This is a genomic window from Frankia sp. CcCS3 (genome assembly GCF_977927575.1).
This window is the reverse complement of the sequence record NZ_CDWRCL010000045.1, coordinates 1-21,841: the sequence shown is the minus strand read 5'-3', so window position 1 is coordinate 21,841 and position 21,841 is coordinate 1. Positions and strand designations below refer to the sequence as shown.

Genomic DNA, 21,841 nt, shown 5'->3' with positions numbered 1-21,841 from the left:
TTCGGGGGCCGAGCCTTCGGGGGCCGGAGATCGCGAGAGGCCTCCTGTGGTGGTGGGTCGGCTGCCGCTGGGGGGTAGCCGACCCGCCTCCTGCTGTTTTCGGCGGTTCGCCAGAATGTCATTCGTTTCTGAGTGTCGCTAACGAGTACCGTCGTGAGATGGAGACCGAGACGGCACGTGAGGCCGAACTCGCGTCCGCGCTGCGCCTGTCGGTGATGCGGCTTTCTCGGCGCATGCGCCAGGAACGGTCGAGCCGGCTCACCCCCACGCAGACTTCCGCGCTTGCTACGCTGAAGCGGCATGGCCCCATGACGCTCGGGGAGATCGCCGTCCACGAGCGCGTCCAGCCGCCGTCGATGACCCGGGTGATCGCGCATCTGGCCGTCACCGGGCTCGTCGAGCGCCGGCCGCACCCCACCGACGGCCGTCAAGTGATCGCTGAGGTGACCGAGGCGGGTCGAGCCCTGCTCGAGGACGACCGTCGGCGCCGGGACGAATGGCTGACCGATCGGCTGGCCGAGCTCTCACTCGAGGAGATCGCCGCGCTGAACCGCGCCGCACCGATCCTGGACGCGCTTGCCGGCTCGTAGGCCGCCCGCCGATCCGAGCATCGTTCCAAGCGCCATTCAGAGCTCCACCCAACCGCCCCGCTGATGGGAGGTCTGCGCGGCGGCCATCAGATGGTTCGCAGTGAGCAGGTCGTGGAAGGTGGCGCCGCGGACCAGCCGGGCGTCGTCGAGTTCGGTGGCGCGCACCACGTCGTAGGTGGCCTCCACCAGCCCCGGCCGGGAGGTCGGCACGGTCGGCATCATCAGATCCCGGATGCCGCTGCCGTCCTGGCGGCGGACCAGACGGCCCTGGACGACGATGCGTCCGGAGTCGCCGCACACCGTGAGGGTGGCGGTGCCGAGGTCCCCGCCCATCTGCTCGTTGATCAGAACCGTCGCGCCGCTCGCCGCCAGCAGGGCCAGCGTCACCGGTGCGTCCGGGGTGAGCGCCGGGGCGGGCATCGCGGCCGGATCGGCGCAGACCGCGAGGATCTCGCCGCACCAGCGCGTCGCCAGATCGATGATCTCGACCCGCCCGGCGGGCCCGTTCGGCGCGCCCACCACGGTCATCTGGGTGAGCCGGCCCAGGGAGGGAACGGTCGCCGCGACGTGGGTGGCGGCAGGCCAGGCCCGCCCGTCGAGCGCGACCACGTGGGCGAGATCACCCTCCTCGGCGAGGTCGGCGACCGCGCGCAGGGCCTCGGCCTCGACGGTCGCCGGCCCGGCCAGGAGCACGTGCAGGCCGATCTCGGCCGCTTGCCGGGCGACGATGTCGGACGCGGGCGGCGGCATCTCCACGCAGACCGCCTCGATGTCGTCCGAGAGCAGGGTGAGCAGATCTGCGTACGCCCGTCGGACACCTGCCTCGGCGGCCCAGGCCAGGGACTCCAGCGGTTCCGGGGCGAGGAGACCGACGACGTCGACCCCGGCATCGCGCAGCACCTCGGCGGTGGTGCTGTCCGAGCCATCGGTGACCAGGGCCATCGCGAGGGGCAGGTCCGGCTGCCGCCGGCGCACGACGCGCCGCAGCTCCCGCCATGCCTGAGAAAGGGCGGGATCGCGCGGCGGCACCAGATCGGGGAGCGTCGTCACAGCATTGATAGTGCTCCCCGTCTGGTGGCGAGGGTCGCCGGTCAGCCCGATTGTCGCCGAGAATCGACCGGAGGCCGAGCGCTCGCCATCCGAGCCCGGAGCAGGTCCGTGTCGCACTGTTCGTCTCGTCCCAGGGAGACTGTCGTCCCAGGGAGAGGGAGCCTGTCATTCCAGGGAGGTTGTCGTTCCAGGGAGGTTGTCGTTCCAGGGAGGTTGTCGTTCCAGGGAGGTTGAGCTGGCGACCAGACTGTTCGTGGCGGCCGTCCCACCCCCCGAGGTCGCCGAGGCGCTGCTCGCGGCCGTGCACAGGACGCGCGCCGCGGCGGCGGATCTGCGCTGGACCACGCCGGACCAGTGGCACGTCACGTTCGCCTTCCTCGGGCCAGTGCCGGACGACCGGCGCGCCGAGTTCGACGCGAGACTGGCGCGGGTGGCACGCCGGCACGGCCCGTTCGCCGTCGAGACGGTCGGTGGCGGACGGTTCGGCGACCGGGTGCTGTGGACCGCGGTGCGGCAGCCACCGCCGGTGACCGCGGACGCATCCGTCGACTGCATTGCCGCAGCCGCAGCCGCAGCCGCCGGTGACGTGGCAGGCTCGCGAGCCAGCCCACGCCTGACGGCGCTGGCAGTGGGGGTCCGGCGGGCCGCCGAGCGTGCCGGGGCGGCCGGCCGGGACACCCGTCCGCTGCGCGCACATCTGACGCTCGCCCGGGTGCCGAACGGGCGCGGGCGGGCACTGCAACCGCTCGTCGAGCTGTTGCGTGCCGATGTCCCACCGCTGCCCTGGAGCGTCGAGCGTCTCATCCTGATGAGCAGCTCGGGCGGCGGCGAGTCCGGATCATCCCCCACCTACCGGGCGGAGACGGTCTGGGACCTCGTCGGCGGTCAACCGTCGGTCGAGGGATCCGCCGGGCGGTAGCGGTAGCCCACGCGGCGGATGGTCTCGATGCGATCCCGGTGCTCCGGGCCGAGCTTGCGTCGCAGCCGCGTCACCAGGACATCCACCGTGCGGATATCGGGAGCCGACTCGTCGTCGACCTGATGGCCCCAGACCGAGCAGAGCAGTGCCTCCCGGCTGTACGCCTGCCCGGGATGGCGGACGAAGAAGTCCAGTACCTCGAACTCCAGGTAGGTCAGCTGCAGGGCCCGGCCGTCAACGGTGGCGAGCCAGGCGGTGCGGTCGACCCACACCCCGCGCCGGGGCGGCGCCGCGATCTCCCACTGGCCGGTCCGGAGGCCGGCGCCGGGCGTGTGTGCGGGCGCCGTCGCGGGCAGGGATGGTCTCGGCAGGGACGGTCGTGGAAGGGACGCCGCCGGGACGGACGCCGCACGGGCGGGCGCGGTGCGGGGCGTCCGGTACGGGAGGACGGTCGTCTGTGGGGGCATTGCTGGCCTTTCGGTCAGGTTTCTCTCGGTCACCGAAGATCGGGCGGGCGGCGAGATGCCGTCGACGTGTCAGCGTTCTGGACGGTGGGTGTTCTGGACGGTGGGTCCGCCGGGTACGCGGCGCGGTGGCGCGAAGATGGTGGCGGTGCCTCTCACCGTCGGCGGCGGGGGAGGGCGGGGCCGATGCTGTTCGGGGGAGGTCGGCATATGCAGCTACCAGCGATGACGCTGCCCGGTGGGGCTTTCCTGGCGATACTCGCCGGTTCACGCGAGACGAGGCAACGTCGGTCGACAGGCGGTGGTGTGTCCTAGTAAAGCGTCCGGATCGGCTGACGCTTCGTGAAGCGCCGTGCGGGAGACAGACGCCTGCCCGTCAGGCCGCCGGACAGGCGGCCGAGGCAACGCGGAGCAGATCAATGTGGCCCCGGGTGACCAGGATCAGCCGCTTCAACACAAGAGCAACGGAAGCACACTGCTTCGGCGGTTGCCAAGCATTGAAAAGTATGACTTATCTCACTTCTTGGTCTTTCGGTTGGATCTGTGGTGCATGGCGCAGGCCGTGGAGGTCCCGGGATGTCAATCTTCCCGATGGAAAATCGTGAATATACTCACGGGACTGTTCCAGGAACCGCGGCCGGGGACGTCGGGAACAGGAGATGCCGTGGCTCTGCCTGATTTCTTCGTGATCGGTGCTCCCGACGCGGGTACGGAGGTCTTGCACGAGGAACTCGGCCGCCATCGATCCGTCTTCATGTCCGAGATCCCGCAACCGGGGTACTTCCTGGCCGGGCGCATCCCGGAAAGCGGGCTCGATGTCACCACGGCCGGCCGGGCCGGCGTCGTCTGTTCCGCTTGGGACGAGGCCGGCAGGAGTGCCGGCCTTCCGGGCTGTGTGGCTTGCGCCGGGCCGGGCGAGCGATCACTTGTCCGTCGGCGATCCGACTACGAGGCGCTGTTCGACGCGGCTCCGGCGGGCGCGGTGCGCGGCGAGAGCACCCCGTATTATCTCGCCGACTTTACGGCGTTGCGGCATATTCACGAACTGCTTCCCTACGCGAAGCTCATCGTCGTTCTTCGCGATCCGGTGGAGCGGGCCTACGCGAACTGGGTCCGGATGCGGCTGGCCGGTCTTGAGGACCTCGACGATTTCGGACGTGCCGTGGCCGCCGAGGCCGCCCGGACGGCCGCGGGCTGGCCCTGGCCGTGGCGCTACCTGGCTCTGGGCAGGTACGGTACGCAGCTGCAGCGGCTGTTCACGCTGTTCCCCCGCGAGCAGGTACTCCTGACGGCGCACCGCGATCTGATCGGGGATCCCGCCGCCGTCATCCGACGAGCCCACGGTTTCTTGGGGGTCAAGCTGGGGGTCGAGCGCCGAGGCCGACCCGGACTACCCGGGACGTCCGTGCCGGCGCTCCCGTCCGTGCTGGCTTTCCCGGCCCCCCGGCTGGATCCGGCGATCGGGGCCCGGCTGCGGGACGGGTTCCGCTCCGACATCGCCCTGCTGAGCGACGTGACGAGACGCCGGTTCGACGAGTGGCTCGTCGAACCGGTGGACGACTCCTGACCAGCACCTTGGCCCGCGAGCCAAGAGGGTAGCGTCGACCGGGATGAGCGTGTCAGCAAGCAGCGATTCCACGGGCGGTGCGCACGCCCCCGAGGTCCCGCCCGTCCCGGGGGGCGGCGAGCCCGCCGCCGCGACAACCCGCCCGCCCACGCCCGAACCGTTGCCCTACGACGGGGTCGCCTCCGTCGCGGTGGGAACCGTGCTGTGGGCCATCGCCGCGCTGGTCCTGGCGTTCTTCCTCGACGATCTGCGGGACGACGGCCGGCTCTGGTGGTTCGCGACGGCGATCTGCGGCTTCGTCCTCGGGCTCGCCGGCCTGTGGATCGTGATCCGCCGCCGCAACCGGCTGCGGGCGCGGGGAACCCCCGACCACACGGATCGATAGTCCAGCGACCGGAACCCACCGGCGCGGCTCAGGTCTCGTCGAGGTCGTCCTCCGCGGCTCGGAAGGCGGTACCGTCAGGGTCGCGCAGCGCCGCGGCCAGCGCATGCCGCCGGTCCCACTGCCCGCCGCGCCAGGCCAGGGCCCGCGCGAGCGCGTCCGAGCCGGCCTCGGCATCCACGTAGATCTCGCCGCCGATCCCGCCGAGTACCCGCCAGGGCACCCGGGTCGGCCGGCCGGCGAGATCCTCGACCAGCAGCGGGTCGTGAACCCGGTACGGTGTGCCGTCCGGTGCCTGCCGGGCCTCGCCGGGGCCCGCCGAGACGATCTCGCAGGTGCCCGCCTCGGCGGCGAGGCGCACGCCGAGGACGTGGGCCACCTCGGCCGCCCGGTCCAGCGGGAGACGCAGCCCGAAGCGGTCCGCGCCGAGCAGCCCCAGCATGTCCGGTGCGTCCACCACCACGACGTCGGCGCAGGCCCGGACGCCGTCCGGGGTGCGGACGGTCAGTGGCGGGTCGAACCGCCCGTCGTGGGCGGAACCGTCCGGCGCCGTCAGGACCCGGGCCACCGCGTCGACCGCGGCGATGTACAGCGTGCGAGCCGCGGGCCACGGTACGTCCCGGTCGGCGTCGCCCAGCCGGTCGAGCAGGTCCATCACCGCGCCCAGGTCGCCGAGGACGTCCTCCAGCGTCAGCCGGCAGCCGAGGTGGCGCAGGAACTCGTCGTCGACCCCCGGGAGCGGTGCCGCCGGCGCGAACAGCCCGGTGAGCAGGGGGTCCGCGTCGGGTAGGACGAGCTCGCCCGGAGGCAGAACCCTGCCGTCCCGGTGCGCCGGGTGTTCCGCGGAGTGGGGCGCCCGGCCGTCGCCACCGACGGGCAGCACCGCGTGTCGCGCCAGCCACCAGCGCGTATAGGACGGCTCGGGGGCGAACACGACGTCCCGCAACGGTGGTCGGGCGAGCTCGGCGAGCGCCTCGGGCCAGGCGGCCCGGTCGACGAGTTCGAGGTCGCGTACCGCCGCGAACACCCCGATCATGGCGGGTGCCGGTGGCCCGTCGGGAGGCGGCCGACGCAGGTTCGCCGAGCCGCCCGGCGCACCGTGGTCGTCCGCCGTGACGTCGTCAACCCAGGTGTCGCTGTCGTCGAGGTCGAGCAGGATCTGCTCGTCGGGATCCAACGGCAGGTCGTGGGCGTGCAACACCCCGAAGGTATGCAGCACACCGACCTTCGCCAGCACCTCGGCGGGCCAGGCCCGCGCGACCTCGGCGCTCAGGGTGCCGAAGGGTGCGTCCTCGGCGAGCACCCGATCCAGGGGGCCTCCCTGGATCAGCAGCTCGCCGGCCGGGGTGAAGCCACCGTCGCCGTCCGGCAGCAGCAGCTCGTCGAGCCAGCTCAGGTCGGCCGTGGACTCCTCGCTCGCGTCCCGGGCCAGCGCCAGCACCGCGTTCGCCAGGGCGGTGAGATCATCGGGATCGTCCTCCGGATCGGCGTCCAGGACCGCCTCGCGTACCGCCGCATCCCGTAGGACACCCGCCGGAGTGCCCTCAAGCGCGCCGAGGGTGCGCAGGGCATCCCGCGCCGCGTCCTGGGCGCAGGCGTCGGGATGTACGACCCGCAGCGGCAGCCCCGATCGGGCCAGCGCGACGATGTCGAGGTCGGCGGTGGGCAGCAGGGTCCCACGCGGACCGGTGACCATCCGCGTCCGCAAGGCGCTGGACCCGGCTGCGCCGCTCGGCTCGGTGCCCTCCCAGGGCGCGGGAACCTCCGCGACCGGTACTGGAAGCGCGCCGAGCGCGTCCCGGTCCGGCGCCCCGACCAGGAGCGGATAGAGACGTCCCCACCAGTGTGGCGGGCGGGACACCCCGGAGAGCAGCTCGACCAGGGCGGCGCTGTCCACCCGTCGAACGCCCAGGGTGGAGAGTGCGGTACGCCACCGGCGGGCAGCATAGGCCGCCGGGAGCAGGCCGGGAACCTTCCCAGCGACCTTCGCCGCGACGGTGTCGTCACCATCCGGACCCGCCCCGTCCGTGCCGGCGATCTCGGCCGGGTCGGTCCCGGTCCAGGCCTCGGCCAGGTCGGCCCCGGTCCAGGAGGAGCGCAGCAGCTCGGTGACCACATCGGTCGCGGGGCCGAGATCGCAGACGGAACAGTCCCGGCCACGCAGACCGCCGGGCAGTAGCGCCGCGTCCGGGAGAAGTCGGGTCAGCGCGTCCCGTAGCCTGCCGTCGACCTCGCCCACCGGCAGCCCCGTCGGCACGAGGGCCAGCGCGGCCAGCGGGTCGCCAGGCGTCTCGTCTGGATCTCTGCCGGCGTCTGGATCCCTGCCGGCGCCCAGGTATTCGGCCAGCGCCACGGTGGCTGCGCTCAGCTGATCGGTGAGCCAGTCCCGTAACGGACCCGATACCGTGTGTCGACGCGAGGGATCCAGTGGCAGCTCGACGCTCGCCAGGATCGGCAGCGAGATCGGTTCGTCCGTCGGCTGAGGTGCCCGCACGACCCGGGCGACGCCCTCGGGCCATCCGCCGTCGCGGACCATGACCCGGGCGGTGAAGCGGTTCCGGCCGCGCTCCTCTACCGGGCGGTCGGCCAGCAGGCTGGCCGGGATCATGCCGCTACGGGCGATGCCGCGCCATCGCTCGCCGTCGAGATCGCCGTCGAGCTCGGCGATCTCCACACGCGTCGACGTCGCGCTCGACGCGGGCTGGGATGAGCCGCCCCCGCGGATCCATCGACAGGTGATCGTTCGAACGGTCCCGTTGACGTCGACCACGATCTCGCTGGGACCGCCGAGGACGAGCGGCAGGGTCGGATCGAGCCCGGCCAGCAGATCCCGGGCCGCCGTGGCCGCCGCGACGTCCCGCAGCGGGAGGCGGACCACGGTGTCGTACCCGTCCGGCGGTGCAGGCGGCGCGGGAAGATCGAACGGTAGCCGGAGGATGGGTACCGCCCCGTCGCGCCGGGCCAGTTCTTCGGGCAGGCCCGGCGCCGGCGCCGGCGCCGTGGTGCCGGCGCCGCCGCCCACCCCCGCGGCCGTCACGGCCTCGATCACCCTGCTCTTCGACCAGGTGACTCCGGACGCCCCCGCGCCCGGGCGGGACCGGGAGACGATCGAGGGATCGTCGCTCACCGCGAGTACCGCGGCGAATCCGGCGCCGAACCGCCCTACCGACGTGGTGTCCCGTTTCGCCGAGGCACGCAGGGTCGACAGCGCCTCCACCCCCGCCGGGCTCAGCGGTGCCCCCGTGTTGGCGATCTCTAACAGGCCGCCGGGACCGGCGCCGGTCTTCGAAACATCAGGAGCATCCGGGGCAGCTAGAACGTCCGGTGCATCCGACTCCGAGGCGGAGGTGCGCAGCCGCAGGTACACCCGGGCCGGGACGCCGGCCTCACGCGCGGCGTCGACCGCGTTCTGCACAAGTTCGACGACGAGGCGGTCGCGGTAGGCGCCGAGAGCCGCGTCCTCCTCGGCATTGGCGTCTTCCCGGAAGCGGGCCGGGGAGGCGGCCCAGGCGTCAAGAACCCGCTGCCGGATCGCGGCGGTTCCGTACTCGTCGGCGGGAGCGCGCGGGATCGTCACTGGCACCCGTCCATACTCGTCTTCCCGCCCGGCAGGGCGGGGGGTCGGGTCCGGCACACCGGCGCGCGCGGACGGCCGGATACGACCGCGTACCGGTTTGTACTGGGTGGTACCTGGTGGTACCGGGCAGGATGGAGGGATGCCACCCCGCGGACGCCGCCAGGATCCCCTGGCGACCGGTACCGAGCTGGCCGCGACGTTGGCGGACCAGTGGCAGCGGATCGTCGATGCGGTGAGTGTCCTGCCCGACGGGACTCTCGGGGCGCCGAGTCCGCTGCCCGGCTGGATGGTCGGCGACCCCGTCCTGCACGTCTCCCGCTCCGCGACCGCGCTCACCGAGGCCCTGGCCCCCGCGGTCCCGGCGTCCCGGCGCACGACGGATCTCGTCACGGCGAGGGATCTCGTCACCGCGAGCGGCTACCTGACGGGCGCCGGAACCCGGGCGGAGGCCGTCGCGGACACCGCCCGCTCGCTGGCGGCAAACCGTGGGCCGGCCGAGATCAGAGGCCGGCTGGCCGGCGAGGTGTCGGCCGCGGTGGCCGCCATGGCCGCGGCGACTCAGGAAGCGGTGGTCCCGACGCCGGGCGGCCCGATGCGACTGGCGGAGTTCCTGCGCACCCGAGCGGTCGAGGCGGTGGTGCACGGCCTCGAGCTAGGCGTCACGCCGGCCCGGGGGGCGCTCAAGGCGGCGACGAAGGTGTTCGCGGAGATGTTCGCCGAGCGGGCACCCGGACGCTCGGTGGAACTGCGGGTGCCGCCGTTCACGGCCGTGCAGATCGTCGAGGGTCCACGCCATACCCGGGGCACACCGCCGAACGTCGTCGAGGCCGAACCTGTCGCCTTCGTCCTGCTGTGCGCGGGCCGCCTGCCGTGGGCCGAGGCGGTGGCCGACGGCCGGGTCGCGGCCAGCGGCGAGCGCGCCGACCTCAGTTCCTACCTGCCCCTCCTGTAGGTGCGGGTTGGCTGGGCCGGATGATCTACCAGGGACGATCTGGTCCGTCCGGGGCATGCGCGCACAACGGCCGATGCGCGTCCTCACTGCTAGCGTGGTGGGAGGTAGCTGCCGGGGCGAGGCGGTGGTCGGAGTGGTCGGAGTGGTCGGCGCGTCTCGGCACGTCGGCGGACGAGCCCGGCACCTCAGTCCCGCATGGTCCCGCGCGAGATCGTCCGCATTCTTCGGTATCCCTGACCTGTCGAGGAGTCCTGGTGCCAGACGTCGCACCCCGCTTCGGCGCCATCCCCGGATGGGAATCCGACCTCTCCGACGAGCCGGGGCCGCGTGACGCCTGTGGTGTGTTCGGGGTGTGGGCGCCCGGCGAGGACGTGGCGAACCTGGCCTACTACGGCCTGTACGCGCTGCAGCACCGCGGTCAGGAGGCCGCCGGCATCGCGGTCGGGGACGGCCGGACTGTGGTGGTCTTCAAGGAACTGGGGCTCGTCGCTCAGGTCTTCGACGAGGTCACCCTGTCCAGCCTGAGCGGCCATGTGGCGGTCGGCCACACCCGGTACTCGACGACGGGCTCTTCTACCTGGGAGAATGCCCAGCCGTCGTACCGCACCGCCCGCTTCGGCGGCCCCATCGCGCTCGGGCACAACGGCAACCTCACCAACATCGTCGAGCTTGCGCGGACGCTCGGCGCGGAGCGGGACCGCCTGCGGGCGACCACCGACTCGGACCTCATCACCGCCATGCTCGCCGACCATCCCGGCCCGACCCTCGTCGACGCGGCGATGGACGTGCTGCCCCGCCTGACCGGGGCCTTCTCGCTGGTCTTCTCGGACGCCTCGACGCTGTATGCCGCCCGGGACGCGCACGGGATCCACCCGCTCGTGCTCGGCCGGCTCGACGGCCATCCCGACGGCGCGTGGATCGTCGCCAGCGAGACGGCTGCCCTCGACATCGTCGGCGCCACTCTCGTGCGGGAGATCGTTCCCGGTGAGCTGGTCGTTATCGACGCCGAGGGGATGCGTTCTCGCACGTTCGCCCGGCCCGATCCGCACGGCTGCCTGTTCGAGTACGTCTATCTCGCCCGCCCGGACACGTCGATCGCCGGACGCTCCGTGCACGCCACCCGGGTCGACGTCGGCCGGCAGTTGGCCCGCGAGGCGCCGGTGGAGGCCGACCTGGTCATCCCCGTGCCGCAGTCCGGGGTACCCGCCGCGGTCGGCTACGCGGAGGAGTCGGGCATCCCGTTCGGCGAGGGCCTGGTCAAGAACTCCTATGTCGGGCGCACCTTCATCCAGCCCTCGCAGACGATCCGGCAGCGCGGGATCCGGCTCAAGCTGAACCCCCTGCGGGACGTGATCGAGGGGCGTCGCCTCGTCGTGGTGGACGACTCGATCGTCCGCGGCAACACGCAGCGCGCGCTGGTGCGCATGCTGCGGGAGGCCGGCGCGGCCGAGGTCCACATCCGGATCTCCTCGCCGCCGGTACGGTGGCCCTGCTTCTACGGCATCGACTTCGCGACCCGCGCCGAGCTGATCGCCAGTGAGGCCGGCATCGAGGAGATCAGAACCTCTCTCGGGGCCGACTCGCTGGCCTACGTCTCGTTGGAGGGCCTCATCGAGGCCTCCCGCCAACCGGCCGGCACGCTCTGCCGGGCCTGCTTCGACGGCGTGTACCCGGTTCCGCTGAACGATTCTGACAAGCTCGGCAAGCATCGGCTGGAGGCGACGGGCGGCGCGGAGACCACCGATGACATGATCACCGAGGCGCTGCGACGCGGCGTGACGCTGGGCATGAACGGTGCCGATCCCTCCCCGGACAACCACGACGCCGAGCCCGAGCTTGAGCCCGAGCCCCAGCCGGCCGGGGTGAGGCCCGCATGAGCGGTGGATTGAACTCGTACCGGGCGGCCGGGGTCGACGTGGCCGCGGGCGAGCGTGCCGTCGAGCTGATGCGTGGTCACGTTGCGCGCGCCACCCGGCCCGAGGTCGTCGGTTCGCTCGGCGGATTCGCCGGCCTGTTCGCGCTGGACACGGCGCGGTACCGCCGGCCGCTGCTCGCCTCGTCGACCGATGGTGTGGGTACCAAGATTGCCGTTGCCCGGGCCCTGGACACGCACGGCACCGTGGGTATTGATCTGGTCGCCATGGTCGTCGACGACCTCGTGGTGTGCGGCGCGGAGCCGCTGTTCCTGCTCGACTACATCGCGTGCGGCTCCCTGGTCCCCGCGCGCGTGGCCGAGATCGTCTCCGGCATCGCAACCGGCTGCGAGCAGGCGGGGGCGGCGCTGGTCGGCGGGGAGACCGCCGAGCACCCCGGGCTCATGGGTAGCGACGACTACGACCTGGCCGCGACGGGGGTCGGGGTCGTGGAGGCCGACGACGTGCTCGGGCCGGAGCGAGTCCGGCCCGGGGACGTGGTGGTCGCGATGGCATCATCCGGCATCCACTCCAACGGCTTCTCGCTCGTACGGCATATCTTGTTCGGTCCCGTCGATTCTGGCCAGCCAGGTGGGATTCCCGAGACCGCGCGGGAGGATCTGGAGTCATACGTCCCGTCCCTGGGGGGCACGCTGGGCGCGTCCCTGCTGGTTCCGACCCGCATCTATGCCCGGGACTGCCTGGCGCTGGCCGCGGCTGTCGAGGTGCACGCCTTCGCCCACATCACCGGCGGCGGTCTCGCGGCGAACCTCGCTCGGGTCATCCCGCCGGGCCTGCTGGCCACGGTGGACCGGGCGTCGTGGTCAGTGCCCCCGATCTTCGGTCTGCTCGCCGAGCGCGGCGGGGTGACCCAGGCGGACATGGAAGCCACCTTCAACCAGGGAGTCGGCATGGTAGCGGTCCTGCCGGCCACCGCGGTCGCCGACGCTCTCGCGCTGCTCGCCGCGCGGGACGTGCCGGCCTGGGTGGCAGGGGAGGTCGGCGCGGCGGGCGCTCCGGAGCCAGCCGGCGCGGCCAGAGCCCGGCTCGTCGGCCGGCATCCACGCTGAGGCGGCCCCTCCGGGGGCAGCACGTCCGGGCAGGGCAACCCCCTGGGCAGGGCAACCCCCCGGGCAGGTTGGGCAACCTGTCCGGGCAGCCTGGGCTGATCAGGAGTGAACTGGCGAAGAAGCATGCAGCGCAGCCAGGATCACGGCAGCACGTTATGGCGGTGGGAGCCCGGGTCTGAGCCCGGACGACCACCATCGGCGACGACCACCGCGGTGAGCCTGCCGCGGTGAGCGACTACCGAAGCGACGCTGTCAGCGGGAGGAACGTCGATCGTCCTCGTCGTCTGCGTAGGCGTCGTATCCGTAGTCGTCATCTACGTACGAGTCGTCGTTGTTGTTCTCGCGCGTCGAGCCCGCGCCCAGATCCGCCTTCAATCGGTCGAGATCCATAGTGGGCGAGTTGTACTTGAGCTCGCGGGCGACTTTCGTCTGCTTGGCCTTAGCTCGGCCGCGCCCCATGGCTCGACCCCCTCGAACATGACGACGGGGACCCGCCCCGGTGCTCTCACTGTCTCGTGCTTCCCGAGACTACAGGGACCGGAGGCTTCTCGGCACGCCAACCCGACAGTTGCCTGTCCCCGGACAAGGTGCCCGCGATCGGAAACGGTGTATGAACCCGCTTGTCCGGTGGGTTCGATCGGGGATATCTGCTCGTCCCCGCCGTCGGCGGCCCGTTTGACGGGGCCTAGATGTGATCATCGTCACCTGTCCCCGTTGACGTTCAGGCCTCCGCCGGGCGGGTGATCGTTCCTGGTGGCGGGGGTGTGCCTCGCCCCCACGGTGTGCTTCGCCCCACCCCGGTCGGCATCAGGGCAGCAGGATCCCCCGCAGGCGTCCCACGTCGGTCATGCGGCGTTCGGCGAGCCGCTCCGCGGCCTCGGTCGGGGTCACCCCCTCAGCTTCGGCGAGGCGGAACACCTCCGAGGTGGTGTCGAAGATCTGCGCGGCCCTGGCCCGGGCCCGCTCCGGCGAGTAGCCCTCGATCTCGTCCGCGACCTGGATCAGGCCGCCGGCGTTGACCACGAAGTCGGGGGCGTACAGGACTCCGGCGTCGGCGAGCTGCCGCCCGGCCTCGGGCTGCGCGAGCTGGTTGTTGGCGCCGCCGCAGACAACGCCGGCTCGCAGCCGGCGGACGGTCTGCACGCTCAGCGATCCGCCCAGCGCGCAGGGGGCGTACACGTCGACGTCGAGGTCGAGCAGGTCGTCCGGGTCCGGCACGGTCTCGGCCGCCGGAAACTCCACCCGCAGCCGGGCCAGGGCCACCGGGTCCACGTCGCCCGCGACCACCGAGGCGCCGCTGTCGAGGAGATGCCCGACGAGCCGCCGCCCGACCTTGCCGACTCCCGAGACCGCGACGCGGCGCCCCGCCAGGCTCGGCGTTCCCCACCGGTGCCGGGCGGCGGCGCGCATGCCCTCGAAGACTCCGTAGGCGGTCAGCACGCCGGAGTCGCCCGAACCGCCGTGCGCCGGTGACCGTCCGGTCACCCACCGGGTTTCCCGGGTGATGATGTCCATGTCCGCCACGTAGGTACCGACGTCGCAAGCGGTGATGTACCGGCCGCCCAGTGAGGCGACATGGCGGCCGAAGGCGCGCAGCAGCGGCTCCGACTTCGCGACGGCCGGATCACCGATGATGACGGCCTTCCCGCCGCCGAGGTCCAGCCCGGCGCAGGCGGCCTTGTAGGCCATCGCCCGGGACAGGGCGAGGGCGTCCGCCAACGCGACCTCCTCGTCGGCGTAGGGGTGGAAGCGAGTACCGCCCAGCGACGGCCCCAGCGCCGTCGAGTAGACGGCGATGATCGCGTGAAGACCCGAGGGACGGTCCGAGCACAACAGCACCTGCTCATGGTCACAAACGGCGCTGAACAGGGACGACATGGCGCACCTCTCTCCTCGGGGCCTCCGTGGGGCACGCGGCCCCCACCGCCCTGATCCCGCGCCGCGGGCCGAACCACCCGCGCCGCGCCCAGGGCCCGCAGATCGTGTCCTGGCGAACCCTACGGCGCTGGTAGGCCGGACGGCTTGTGTGCGGACGTGCCAGGATCCAGGGCATCCGCGTGGGTGTCGTCGGTCGGATCGCGCGCGGTACGTGGGTCCTGAGGTGCCCGTCGTCTCCCCCGCGGCGTATCTGCGGGTGTACGAACCGCTCGCTGCCTTTCCCGCGGCCGAACGTGGCCGCTGGCAGCGTTACGCCGCCGCGGGGCCGCCGTCGCGCCGGGCCGGTTCCCGCCGGGAGCGGGTCCTGGCGCTGGTCGCGACCGTCCGTCCCACCCTTGACGTCGCCGACGAGTCGGCCTTCGTCCAGTGGATCGACGGTCTGATGTTCGTCTGTCCGTGGTCGACCCAGCTGCGGGTGTGGCAGGCGGCGCTCGAGTTCCGCGGCCTGATGCCCGACCGCGTCGCGGAGGCGTTCCTGCCACGGCGGATCATCGAGCCGGCCGAGGTCGAGCTGGACCGGTGGAAGGCCCGCCGCCCCGCGCTCAAGGTCCACGTGCAGACCTGTACCTGGATGGTGCCACCGCCGTGGTTCCTGCTCTTCGACCCGGCCGAACGGTCCCTGGTCACGGGGGACACCGCCGAGCGGTCCATGATCTACCGCACCACGATGAGCCTCGCCAGACGGCGGGCGGGCCGGGCGGTGGAGGCGGTGGAGGCGCTGCGGGCGAGCTCTCCGGACGCCCCGGGAGTCGAGGGCGTCGGCGAGCTGGCCCGTTGGCTGGGGTCCTTCCATCCACAGAGCAGGGTCGAACTGGACTACGACGGGCTAGTTGACCTGCTGGACGATGACATGCTTCGGCGCGACAACTCTGTAGAGGACATCGTCGAGGCTGTCAGTGCGTTACGCCGTGGGCGAACAGACCTAGCGGTCGAAGCCTACGAACGAGTCCTGATGAGGTGGAGGCCCCTGCAGGCACGGGAATCCGCGAGCTGATCGGCGCATTCTGTTAACTGAGAGTTGCCGCCCGCTTCGGACGAGCTGTGACTAGTCAGTAGATGGTCCTGACGTGCCATGTCCGAAATGCCCCCGAAGGATGCACGATCTGTATGGGACGGAGCGACGCTCTGTGACGGGAGGCCAACGCAATGACGACACGAACGCCAGACGCTGAGCCGCTGCTGACGCCCGCCGAGGTTGCCACGATGTTTCGGGTGGACCCGAAGACCGTGACCCGGTGGGCGAAGGCCGGAAAGCTGACGTCGATTCGGACCCTGGGCGGTCACCGCCGGTACCGAGAGGCGGAGGTGCGTGCCCTGCTGAAGGGAGTTCCGAGCATCGGAAGTGACATCTAGGTTCGCGCCAACCTGGCGCGTTGCACGAGCCCCCTCCTCTCCTCGGGTACGGGTCCTCGGGTGCGGGCCGCACGGCTGACAGTGCGAGGGTGTCGGTCGTGAGTCCCACGGAATAGGGCCGAAGGTCTCGAGAGCGGTTGATCGTCCCGTATCGGACGACAGCCGGAGGCTGCGGTATCACCATCGGGCCGCTGATGGAGGGGTAGATAGATCCAGGCGTCGGGTCGTCCGGCATGTGGGTGAGCCCATGCGTCGGGGTCCTGTCCCGCCGACGTCCCGCGTCAAGGACCACCTCCGCACCGGGAGGGCGCTGGGTGGACCTGCTGGGGAACCGGCGGACGGCTGTTACGGCTGTCCGCCGGTCTCGTCGCGCTGGGCCGAGGCACTGGACGGACAGCCGAGGCACTGGACAGCCGAGAGGCTGGACAGAGATCGCTGGACAGAGATCCGAGCTGCCCGGAGGTTGATCATCGTCGGACCGCCGCCTGGCGCCGTAACCCGCCCGGCACCGTGACGTCGGGCGGCGCCGATGACCAGGGCTGGGGGCGGAAGTCGGCTGTGCCCGGTTTCCGGCCCAGTACCAGCGCCTTCCGGTTCACGAACAGCTTCGCTCCGCAACCGTTGCTGGCCGTTTCGGCGCCATGGTCGACTCGGCGGCTGGGCCTCGGCGACGCCAGCCGGGGCCTGTGCGGCGGGATGATCTACGCTGTGCGTGATCTGTTCGAGGCCGGAATCGGGCCGCCGCCTGACGTCGTGGCGCCGGCCGTCGGGTCCCCGCTGTACGCGTACCTCGTCCGCCGCCTGCTGGAGAGCTTCGACATCCCGCGGGGGGTGGCCCGCTACTACCGGCTCATGCAGGGTGCCGACGCCGACGCCAACCGGGGGATCCGGGTCCGGCCGGGGGCCGCGCGGACGAGCCTGGCGGACGAGTGGCCACGGATCCGGCTCGATCTGGACGAGGGGTTGCTGTCCCCGATCGGGATCATCACGGTGCGGTCCTCCGATCCGCGGCTGCTCGGCCTGAACCATCAGGTGCTCGCTTACGCCTATGTCCAGGCCGGAACGTCGATCACACTCCGTGTCTATGATCCGAACGCTCCCGGGGACCGGGCCGACGAGGTCACGCTGAGTTTCGATCTCGCCGAGGTCCATGGTCGCGGCGATCCCGCCGGGCCGGCGCGGATCGAGCACTCGATCGCGATCGGGGGGCGGCCGGTCCGAGCCTTCTTCCGTTCCCGCTACCGATGGGTCGACCCGCGCCGCGCCATCGCGCCCGCGGCCGGCCGCCCCGCGGGGCAGGAGGCGCCGCCGGGCCGTTCACGCCTGGAGAAGGGTCGGTGACGCGGCAGCCGGGTGGCCGGGCAGTCGTCGGGCAGCCGGGTGGTCGGCTGGCCGGCCAGGGGAGCGTTCCCACGGGGATGCCGAGCGGTCGGGATGGCCCGGGAAGGGTTTGTCGTCCGACCGGGCCATCCCCTATGCTTGCGGTGTTTCAGACGATCGACGTCGCGGCTGGGCGGATGCGCAGCCTCGCTGAGGGTCGTCGCCGCGCCCCCATCGTCTAGCGGCCCAGGACGTCGCCCTTTCAAGGCGGTAGCACGGGTTCGAATCCCGTTGGGGGCACGGATAGTAGTTAATAGGTTATTTTGTGTAACAAGCCGAGGTGCCTCCGAGCGGCAGCGATGACAACAAATTGATCGACTGCTTCTTCAAGTTATCAATCATGCCGTCCGTAATGTCAGATTATGTGACATTCATTCCTGATGTACCGCGGTGCAAGGCCCTCGCCGCCTTGGTTGCACGGGGGAGACCTCGGCGATGATCCCCGTTGAGCCAGCGGCCGGATGCAGGTGTGTCATCTGGGCCAGGCCCCGGAGGAACTTCAGTGGCGACTGTTCGAGATCACCCAGCTCACCGTGCGTCTCCATTCGGACAGTGACCGCGTCACCCTTCACATCAAACTGCCCAGCGACTACCAGCGCCCACCGCCGAAGGGGCAACGGCCAGCCGGCCGGTGAGATCCACCCGGATGTGGCCTGTCCGGGCCCACCCGACGACAGTCCTGAGCGCTTACCGGTCGCCGGGGGTCTTGGAGCGGGTGACGGGGACGACGGTGAGGAGATCGTCCAGCCCTGTGAAGTCGTCGGGGTTGGTGGTGTACAGCGGTAGGTCCTCGGCGATCGCGATAGCGGCGATCATCAGGTCGGCCACGCGCCGTCGGGGCTTGCGGCCGGCGCTGATCACGGCAGCGCAGACCCGGCCATAGATACGGGCGGCTTCCGCGTCGAACGGGATCGCGTCGAACTCGTTCTCCGCGCGCTGCAGCACATCCAGCCGCCGGGCCCGTTCGGCGTGCTCGTCGTACTCGTTCTGCTCCTCGTTCCGGCGCACCTCGTGCGGGCCCGCGGACAGCTCCGCCAGCGTGACGGCGGTGATCGCCATTTCGGCGGGCAGCTCCTCGGGATCCACCCATCTGCGCAGGATCATGATGTTCGTGTCGAGCAGCCCCTGCGCGTGGTCACCGGCCATACGGGTCGTCCGCTTCCTGCTCTGCCGTGGCGTCCTGGTCGGCGCGGAAGGCGTCCAGGGAGATGCCGGGGGCGCTGCGGGACATCGCCGCGAACTCGCTGCGGGACACAAACCGCCTGCGGCGCCGCAAGGGGACCAGTTCGCCGATCTGGTGTCCGTCACGAGTGACCGTGAACGCCTGGCCGCTCTGGACCGCGTCCATGATCTCCTTGGACCTGCTGCGCAGGTCACGCTGGGTGATCTCAGGCTGTGCACTCATACACGTATGATATCCAAGCGGTGCCACAAGGTGCTACCTGGTGGCACCTTGTGGGATGCGGCAGTGGAAGGACTCCGGGATGTCGGTAATCGACCTCACTGCCGGCCGGGAGTCCCGTTCGCACGCGCATCCGTTCCGATGCCGTGGGGATACGGCCGGCACGGCGTCACCGGGCCGTTCTCAATGGCCCTTGACACCTGCACTATTCTGTGTTGGTTCCCGTTGGGGGCACACTTCGATCAGCAGCCTGAAGCGCTTGCCTACCAGGCGTTTCAGCCTCGATGTCCCCCTGGGGCCGTCCGGCTCGCGCCGGTGAACTCCGGTCGGCTGTGCCGAAGTGACGCCGAAGTTCGGCGGCGGCTACCCGTGGGTGGGCGGGCTCCTCCTGGCCGCTACGACAGGCGGAGTCGCTCGGTGGGCTGCCCGGTGACCGTGGCGATCAACTCGAAGTCCTTGTCGACATGCAGCACCACAAGCCCGGCCAGCTCGGCCGTCGCAGCAATGATCAGATCGGGGACGGACGGCGCGCGATGGTGCCCGAGGCCGGCGAGCAGCCCTTGAACCTCCACGGCCCTGGACTCGATCCGGGGCGTCACGTTCTCGACGGGCATCGCCGAGACCGGCGGCCGGCGTAACCTGACACGAAGATCATTGACGGATCTCGCGGAAAAGCCGACCTCCAGAATCGTGACCGTCGTGATACGGACCAGACCTCGCTGGATACGGGACAGCCACAGGTCGGCATCGGGACTCTCGCTCAGCCGGACGAGGGCGGACTTGTCGACAAGCCAACGCTGCGTCTCGGCCGTGGTGGTCACGTCCAGGCCTGCCGCATGACCTCGGGGTCGCTGAGATCACGAAACGCGGCGCTGAACCAGCGCAAGTCGTCCAGGGTCACCGGGGCTATCGAGCGCGCCGCGTCCTGGGCGAGTTGCCGGCGAAGGTACTCGTTGCGAGACAGGCCGAGCCTGGCGGCATGAGCCTCGACGGCGGCCAGCACGTCATCGGGTACGTCACGAATGAGCACGTCGGACATCGACCGCACCTCCAAGGGCTGAACCTGCAGGCGATATCCAATGCTATCAGGACCCGACTGCCCGTACCTGACCGCGTCGCCGCGTCGCCGCGTCATGCCCGGCAGGGCCGAGCCCGGATGGCTTGGCTTCGGACCTGGAAGCACGGTCGACTGTCGATCTGGCCCGTGGTCAAGCCGATCATCGGGAGCGGGCCCCTCGGCCCGGGCGTCGAGGTGCTTCGCCAGTTCCGGGACCTGGGAACCAGTTCCGGGACCTGGGGAGGTGGAGAGGGGCGCGACGGCGCGCGTGAGGCTCAGGGCCTGCTGGTCCTGTCCGGTGGGGCGCCAGGGTCGGGCTGGTGTCGGCCGGTGATGATCCAGGTGCCGGCGATGATGAGGGACGCGAAGAGCAGGAGTCCCGCGCCGAGGATGGTGAGCAGGATGGCCCGGTCGCGGAAGGTAAGGATCCCGGTGAGGGTGATCTGGAGTGAGCCGACGGCGAAGGCGATGGCGGCGGTGAAGACGGTGACGAGTTCGACGGCGCGGATGGCGGAGGTCTGAAGGGTCCAGCGGAGGTCGCGGTTGGCGGTGTCCTGGTCGCGCCAGCGGGTCTGCTGGCTGGTGGTCCATTCCGCGAGCTCCAGCCCTTTCTGGATGATGTCGCGTTCGCGTAGGTACTACTCCTGGAGGAGTTGGGAGTCGAAATGAAATAACTTGCGCGTTTCGAACCCTCCACAGGCCTGTGAGCTGCGATGATGCTCTCGATCACGTATTTGTTACTTCATTACGTCCCCTTGGTGGCTGATCCGGGTGCCGATCGCGGGTAGCAGGCGCAGCGCGGTGTCGATGGTGGCCAGCGCCTCGGTGTAGTCGCCGCACCTGCGTTGACCGCACGCGAGGCGGAACCGGAAAAGATGATCGTCGGGGAACTCCGCGACGGCGTCGGTGGCGCGCTGGCGTAGCTGTTCGCCCTGGCCGGGGAACGGTGGGGCGGCTCCCAGGGCGTTGAGGCAGACGTCGACGACGGCACGGGACCGGGGGACGGCGCTCCAGGCCGTGTCGAGGAGTTCGAGCGCGTGGCTGGTGGTGATGGTGCGGCTGCCGAACGCTGCGAACGCATGGAGGCCGGTGAACAGCGGGTCGTCGCGGTGGTGGCCGGCGGCGACGGCCAGCAGGGAGGATTCGAGGAACTGGTGGAGTTCGTCGAACCAGAAGTTCGCGCGTAGCTTGCCGGCGTGGTACAGCGCGGCGAAGTAGCAGATGTCGGTGGAGCCCTGGAACGCCTCGACGATCCGGCCGGTGGCGAGGGTGAGGTCATGGCGGGACTCGACGGTGTCCTTGGTGATGAAGGCGTAGCCCAGCGACCACTTCTCGATGATGCCCGGGCGGGTCGGGCCGTCGGTGTGGTCGTGCAGCCAGCGGGCGCAGCGGGCCGCGACCTCGACGGTGGGCTCGCGCAGGAACCTGCGGCGCCAGTACCGGTCGGCGCAGATCAGCCAGGGGTCGGTGACGAAGTCCGCCGATGGGATCCGGAAGGGGGGTTCGATGTTCGCGTCGATCAGCTCGGCGGCGACGTCCCCGCAGACCCGGTCCAACTCGCGGGAGTCGGCTGAGGCTGCCTGACCAAGCCGCGCATTGATCGATGCGACGTCCATGTGCCCCCTCCGTCAGATCTTCTCCGGATATGTACCACACGGCTGCGGGGCGGATCGGTACATACTGCGAACATGCGGGTCGATGTGGTCACCGCGGTACACGCCGAGTACGCGGGCTACCTGCCCGCGGCGTGGGATTCGCTGCACCGGCAGAGCCATCCCCACTGGACGTGGCGGGTTCAGGTCGACGGGTCGCCCGACGAGGTCCTCGGCGCGCTGACCGCCTGCGGAGCGGCGGGCGATGGCCGGGTCCGGATCGCCGCGCACGGCACCCAGGAAGGCCCCGGGGTCGCCCGCAACATCGCCCTCGGCGCGTGCACCGCGCCGCTGGTCCAGAACCTCGACGCCGACGACGAGCTCGAACCCGACGCACTCGCCGACCTCAGCGACGCGCTCGCCGCCCATCCCGCGGCCGGCTACGCGGTCGGCCATGCCCGCGACCTGCACGCTGACGGCACCCTGCGCACCGCGCCGCTGGCAGTGCCCGCCGGGCCGCTGGCCCGCGGTGCGCTGGCCGTCGCGTGGGCGTCCGCCTTACCCGACCGCACCCTGCAACCCGTGCATCCGGCCGGGGTGATGTGGCGGGATCTGGATCTGGATCTGTCGCTGAT

At 71.1% G+C, this 21,841-nt stretch carries 23 protein-coding genes and 1 tRNA gene; 13 read left to right on the top strand and 11 right to left on the bottom strand.

The features are described from left to right. The first annotated feature begins 158 nt into the window (after positions 1 to 158). Entirely contained in the window at positions 159 to 590 is a 432-nt protein-coding gene (locus tag AC08OQ_RS06690; RefSeq protein ID WP_476599359.1) for a MarR family transcriptional regulator, read from the top strand. Positions 591 to 626: 36 nt separating this feature from the next. Here AC08OQ_RS06690 and AC08OQ_RS06685 read toward each other — a convergent pair whose 3' ends face one another. Continuing rightward, on the bottom strand, positions 627 to 1,640 hold the full coding sequence (locus AC08OQ_RS06685) for a Gfo/Idh/MocA family oxidoreductase (RefSeq protein WP_476599357.1): 1,014 nt from the start codon (positions 1,638 to 1,640) through the stop codon (positions 627 to 629). 253 nt (positions 1,641 to 1,893) lie between these two features. On the opposite strand from AC08OQ_RS06685, the gene AC08OQ_RS06680 reads away from it, so the two are divergent. After that, complete coding sequence (locus tag AC08OQ_RS06680) at positions 1,894 to 2,559, top strand: 2'-5' RNA ligase family protein (protein WP_476599355.1); 666 nt, start codon at positions 1,894 to 1,896, stop codon at positions 2,557 to 2,559. On the opposite strand, the gene AC08OQ_RS06675 is transcribed toward AC08OQ_RS06680, so the two are convergent. Both AC08OQ_RS06675 and AC08OQ_RS06670 read right to left on the bottom strand, forming a co-directional pair. After that, the gene (locus tag AC08OQ_RS06675) at positions 2,526 to 3,026 is read right to left on the bottom strand and encodes a winged helix-turn-helix domain-containing protein (protein ID WP_476592308.1); all 501 of its coding nucleotides are present in this window, start codon (positions 3,024 to 3,026) and stop codon (positions 2,526 to 2,528) included. The genes AC08OQ_RS06680 and AC08OQ_RS06675 overlap by 34 nt on opposite strands. 373 nt (positions 3,027 to 3,399) lie before the next feature. Continuing rightward, positions 3,400 to 3,480 (bottom strand): putative leader peptide, encoded by an 81-nt coding sequence (locus AC08OQ_RS06670; RefSeq protein WP_347272474.1) that lies wholly within the window; start codon positions 3,478 to 3,480, stop codon positions 3,400 to 3,402. 207 nt (positions 3,481 to 3,687) lie between these two features. On the opposite strand from AC08OQ_RS06670, the gene AC08OQ_RS06665 reads away from it, so the two are divergent. Next, positions 3,688 to 4,590, top strand: a complete 903-nt coding sequence (locus AC08OQ_RS06665) for a sulfotransferase (protein ID WP_476599353.1) — start codon at positions 3,688 to 3,690, stop codon at positions 4,588 to 4,590. A 43-nt stretch (positions 4,591 to 4,633) separates the two neighbouring features. Beyond that, complete coding sequence (locus AC08OQ_RS06660) at positions 4,634 to 4,975, top strand: DUF2530 domain-containing protein (RefSeq protein ID WP_462186991.1); 342 nt, start codon at positions 4,634 to 4,636, stop codon at positions 4,973 to 4,975. Positions 4,976 to 5,003: 28 nt separating this feature from the next. Here AC08OQ_RS06660 and AC08OQ_RS06655 read toward each other — a convergent pair whose 3' ends face one another. Beyond that, positions 5,004 to 8,555, bottom strand: coding sequence for a sacsin N-terminal ATP-binding-like domain-containing protein (locus AC08OQ_RS06655; RefSeq protein WP_476599351.1), 3,552 nt, complete (start codon positions 8,553 to 8,555; stop codon positions 5,004 to 5,006). A 133-nt stretch (positions 8,556 to 8,688) separates the two neighbouring features. Between AC08OQ_RS06655 and AC08OQ_RS06650 the strand changes: the two genes are divergently transcribed. The 3 genes from AC08OQ_RS06650 to purM all read left to right on the top strand — a co-directional run bounded on the left by AC08OQ_RS06650 (position 8,689) and on the right by purM (position 12,484). Beyond that, the gene (locus AC08OQ_RS06650) at positions 8,689 to 9,501 is read left to right on the top strand and encodes a sterol carrier family protein (RefSeq protein WP_476599350.1); all 813 of its coding nucleotides are present in this window, start codon (positions 8,689 to 8,691) and stop codon (positions 9,499 to 9,501) included. A gap of 254 nt (positions 9,502 to 9,755) precedes the next feature. Continuing rightward, positions 9,756 to 11,378 carry an amidophosphoribosyltransferase gene (gene purF / locus AC08OQ_RS06645; RefSeq protein WP_476599348.1) on the top strand — a complete coding sequence of 541 codons (1,623 nt, stop codon included), beginning with the start codon at positions 9,756 to 9,758 and terminating at the stop codon, positions 11,376 to 11,378. Then, complete coding sequence (gene purM / locus AC08OQ_RS06640) at positions 11,375 to 12,484, top strand: phosphoribosylformylglycinamidine cyclo-ligase (protein ID WP_462203108.1); 1,110 nt, start codon at positions 11,375 to 11,377, stop codon at positions 12,482 to 12,484. Before purF ends, purM begins: the two co-directional genes overlap by 4 nt. A gap of 252 nt (positions 12,485 to 12,736) precedes the next feature. Here purM and AC08OQ_RS06635 read toward each other — a convergent pair whose 3' ends face one another. Continuing rightward, positions 12,737 to 12,943 carry a DUF3073 domain-containing protein gene (locus AC08OQ_RS06635; protein ID WP_011434572.1) on the bottom strand — a complete coding sequence of 69 codons (207 nt, stop codon included), beginning with the start codon at positions 12,941 to 12,943 and terminating at the stop codon, positions 12,737 to 12,739. A gap of 348 nt (positions 12,944 to 13,291) precedes the next feature. Next, positions 13,292 to 14,362 carry a Leu/Phe/Val dehydrogenase gene (locus tag AC08OQ_RS06630; protein WP_476599347.1) on the bottom strand — a complete coding sequence of 357 codons (1,071 nt, stop codon included), beginning with the start codon at positions 14,360 to 14,362 and terminating at the stop codon, positions 13,292 to 13,294. A gap of 223 nt (positions 14,363 to 14,585) precedes the next feature. Between AC08OQ_RS06630 and AC08OQ_RS06625 the strand changes: the two genes are divergently transcribed. The 4 genes from AC08OQ_RS06625 (at position 14,586) to AC08OQ_RS06610 (ending at position 17,395) form a co-directional block, all read left to right on the top strand. Further along, on the top strand, positions 14,586 to 15,416 hold the full coding sequence (locus AC08OQ_RS06625) for a DUF8083 family protein (protein ID WP_462186996.1): 831 nt from the start codon (positions 14,586 to 14,588) through the stop codon (positions 15,414 to 15,416). A gap of 152 nt (positions 15,417 to 15,568) precedes the next feature. Beyond that, positions 15,569 to 15,775 (top strand): developmental transcriptional regulator BldC, encoded by a 207-nt coding sequence (gene bldC / locus AC08OQ_RS06620; RefSeq protein WP_006540950.1) that lies wholly within the window; start codon positions 15,569 to 15,571, stop codon positions 15,773 to 15,775. A gap of 558 nt (positions 15,776 to 16,333) precedes the next feature. Continuing rightward, the gene (locus AC08OQ_RS06615; RefSeq protein WP_476599346.1) at positions 16,334 to 17,116 is read left to right on the top strand and encodes a hypothetical protein; all 783 of its coding nucleotides are present in this window, start codon (positions 16,334 to 16,336) and stop codon (positions 17,114 to 17,116) included. 206 nt (positions 17,117 to 17,322) lie between these two features. After that, positions 17,323 to 17,395: transfer RNA gene (locus tag AC08OQ_RS06610), tRNA-Glu, on the top strand. 447 nt (positions 17,396 to 17,842) lie between these two features. Here the strand turns inward: AC08OQ_RS06610 and AC08OQ_RS06605 are convergent. From AC08OQ_RS06605 to vapB, 4 genes are all read right to left on the bottom strand, one after another. After that, complete coding sequence (locus AC08OQ_RS06605; protein WP_462186983.1) at positions 17,843 to 18,301, bottom strand: type II toxin-antitoxin system VapC family toxin; 459 nt, start codon at positions 18,299 to 18,301, stop codon at positions 17,843 to 17,845. Further along, complete coding sequence (locus AC08OQ_RS06600; RefSeq protein ID WP_476592458.1) at positions 18,291 to 18,560, bottom strand: type II toxin-antitoxin system Phd/YefM family antitoxin; 270 nt, start codon at positions 18,558 to 18,560, stop codon at positions 18,291 to 18,293. The genes AC08OQ_RS06605 and AC08OQ_RS06600 overlap by 11 nt, the downstream gene beginning before the upstream one ends. 392 nt (positions 18,561 to 18,952) lie before the next feature. Beyond that, positions 18,953 to 19,378, bottom strand: a complete 426-nt coding sequence (locus AC08OQ_RS06595; protein WP_476599345.1) for a PIN domain-containing protein — start codon at positions 19,376 to 19,378, stop codon at positions 18,953 to 18,955. Continuing rightward, positions 19,375 to 19,596, bottom strand: coding sequence for a type II toxin-antitoxin system VapB family antitoxin (gene vapB / locus AC08OQ_RS06590; protein ID WP_462186980.1), 222 nt, complete (start codon positions 19,594 to 19,596; stop codon positions 19,375 to 19,377). Before vapB ends, AC08OQ_RS06595 begins: the two co-directional genes overlap by 4 nt. A 165-nt stretch (positions 19,597 to 19,761) precedes the next feature. Between vapB and AC08OQ_RS06585 the strand changes: the two genes are divergently transcribed. Further along, positions 19,762 to 20,136 (top strand): hypothetical protein, encoded by a 375-nt coding sequence (locus AC08OQ_RS06585; RefSeq protein ID WP_476604745.1) that lies wholly within the window; start codon positions 19,762 to 19,764, stop codon positions 20,134 to 20,136. Between the two features lie 215 nt (positions 20,137 to 20,351). Here the strand turns inward: AC08OQ_RS06585 and AC08OQ_RS06580 are convergent, their stop codons facing one another. After that, on the bottom strand, positions 20,352 to 21,230 hold the full coding sequence (locus AC08OQ_RS06580; protein ID WP_476599341.1) for a hypothetical protein: 879 nt from the start codon (positions 21,228 to 21,230) through the stop codon (positions 20,352 to 20,354). 72 nt (positions 21,231 to 21,302) lie between these two features. Between AC08OQ_RS06580 and AC08OQ_RS06575 the strand changes: the two genes are divergently transcribed. Continuing rightward, a partial coding sequence (locus AC08OQ_RS06575) for a glycosyltransferase family 2 protein (RefSeq protein WP_476611946.1) occupies positions 21,303 to 21,841 on the top strand: 539 nt, incomplete at its 3' end.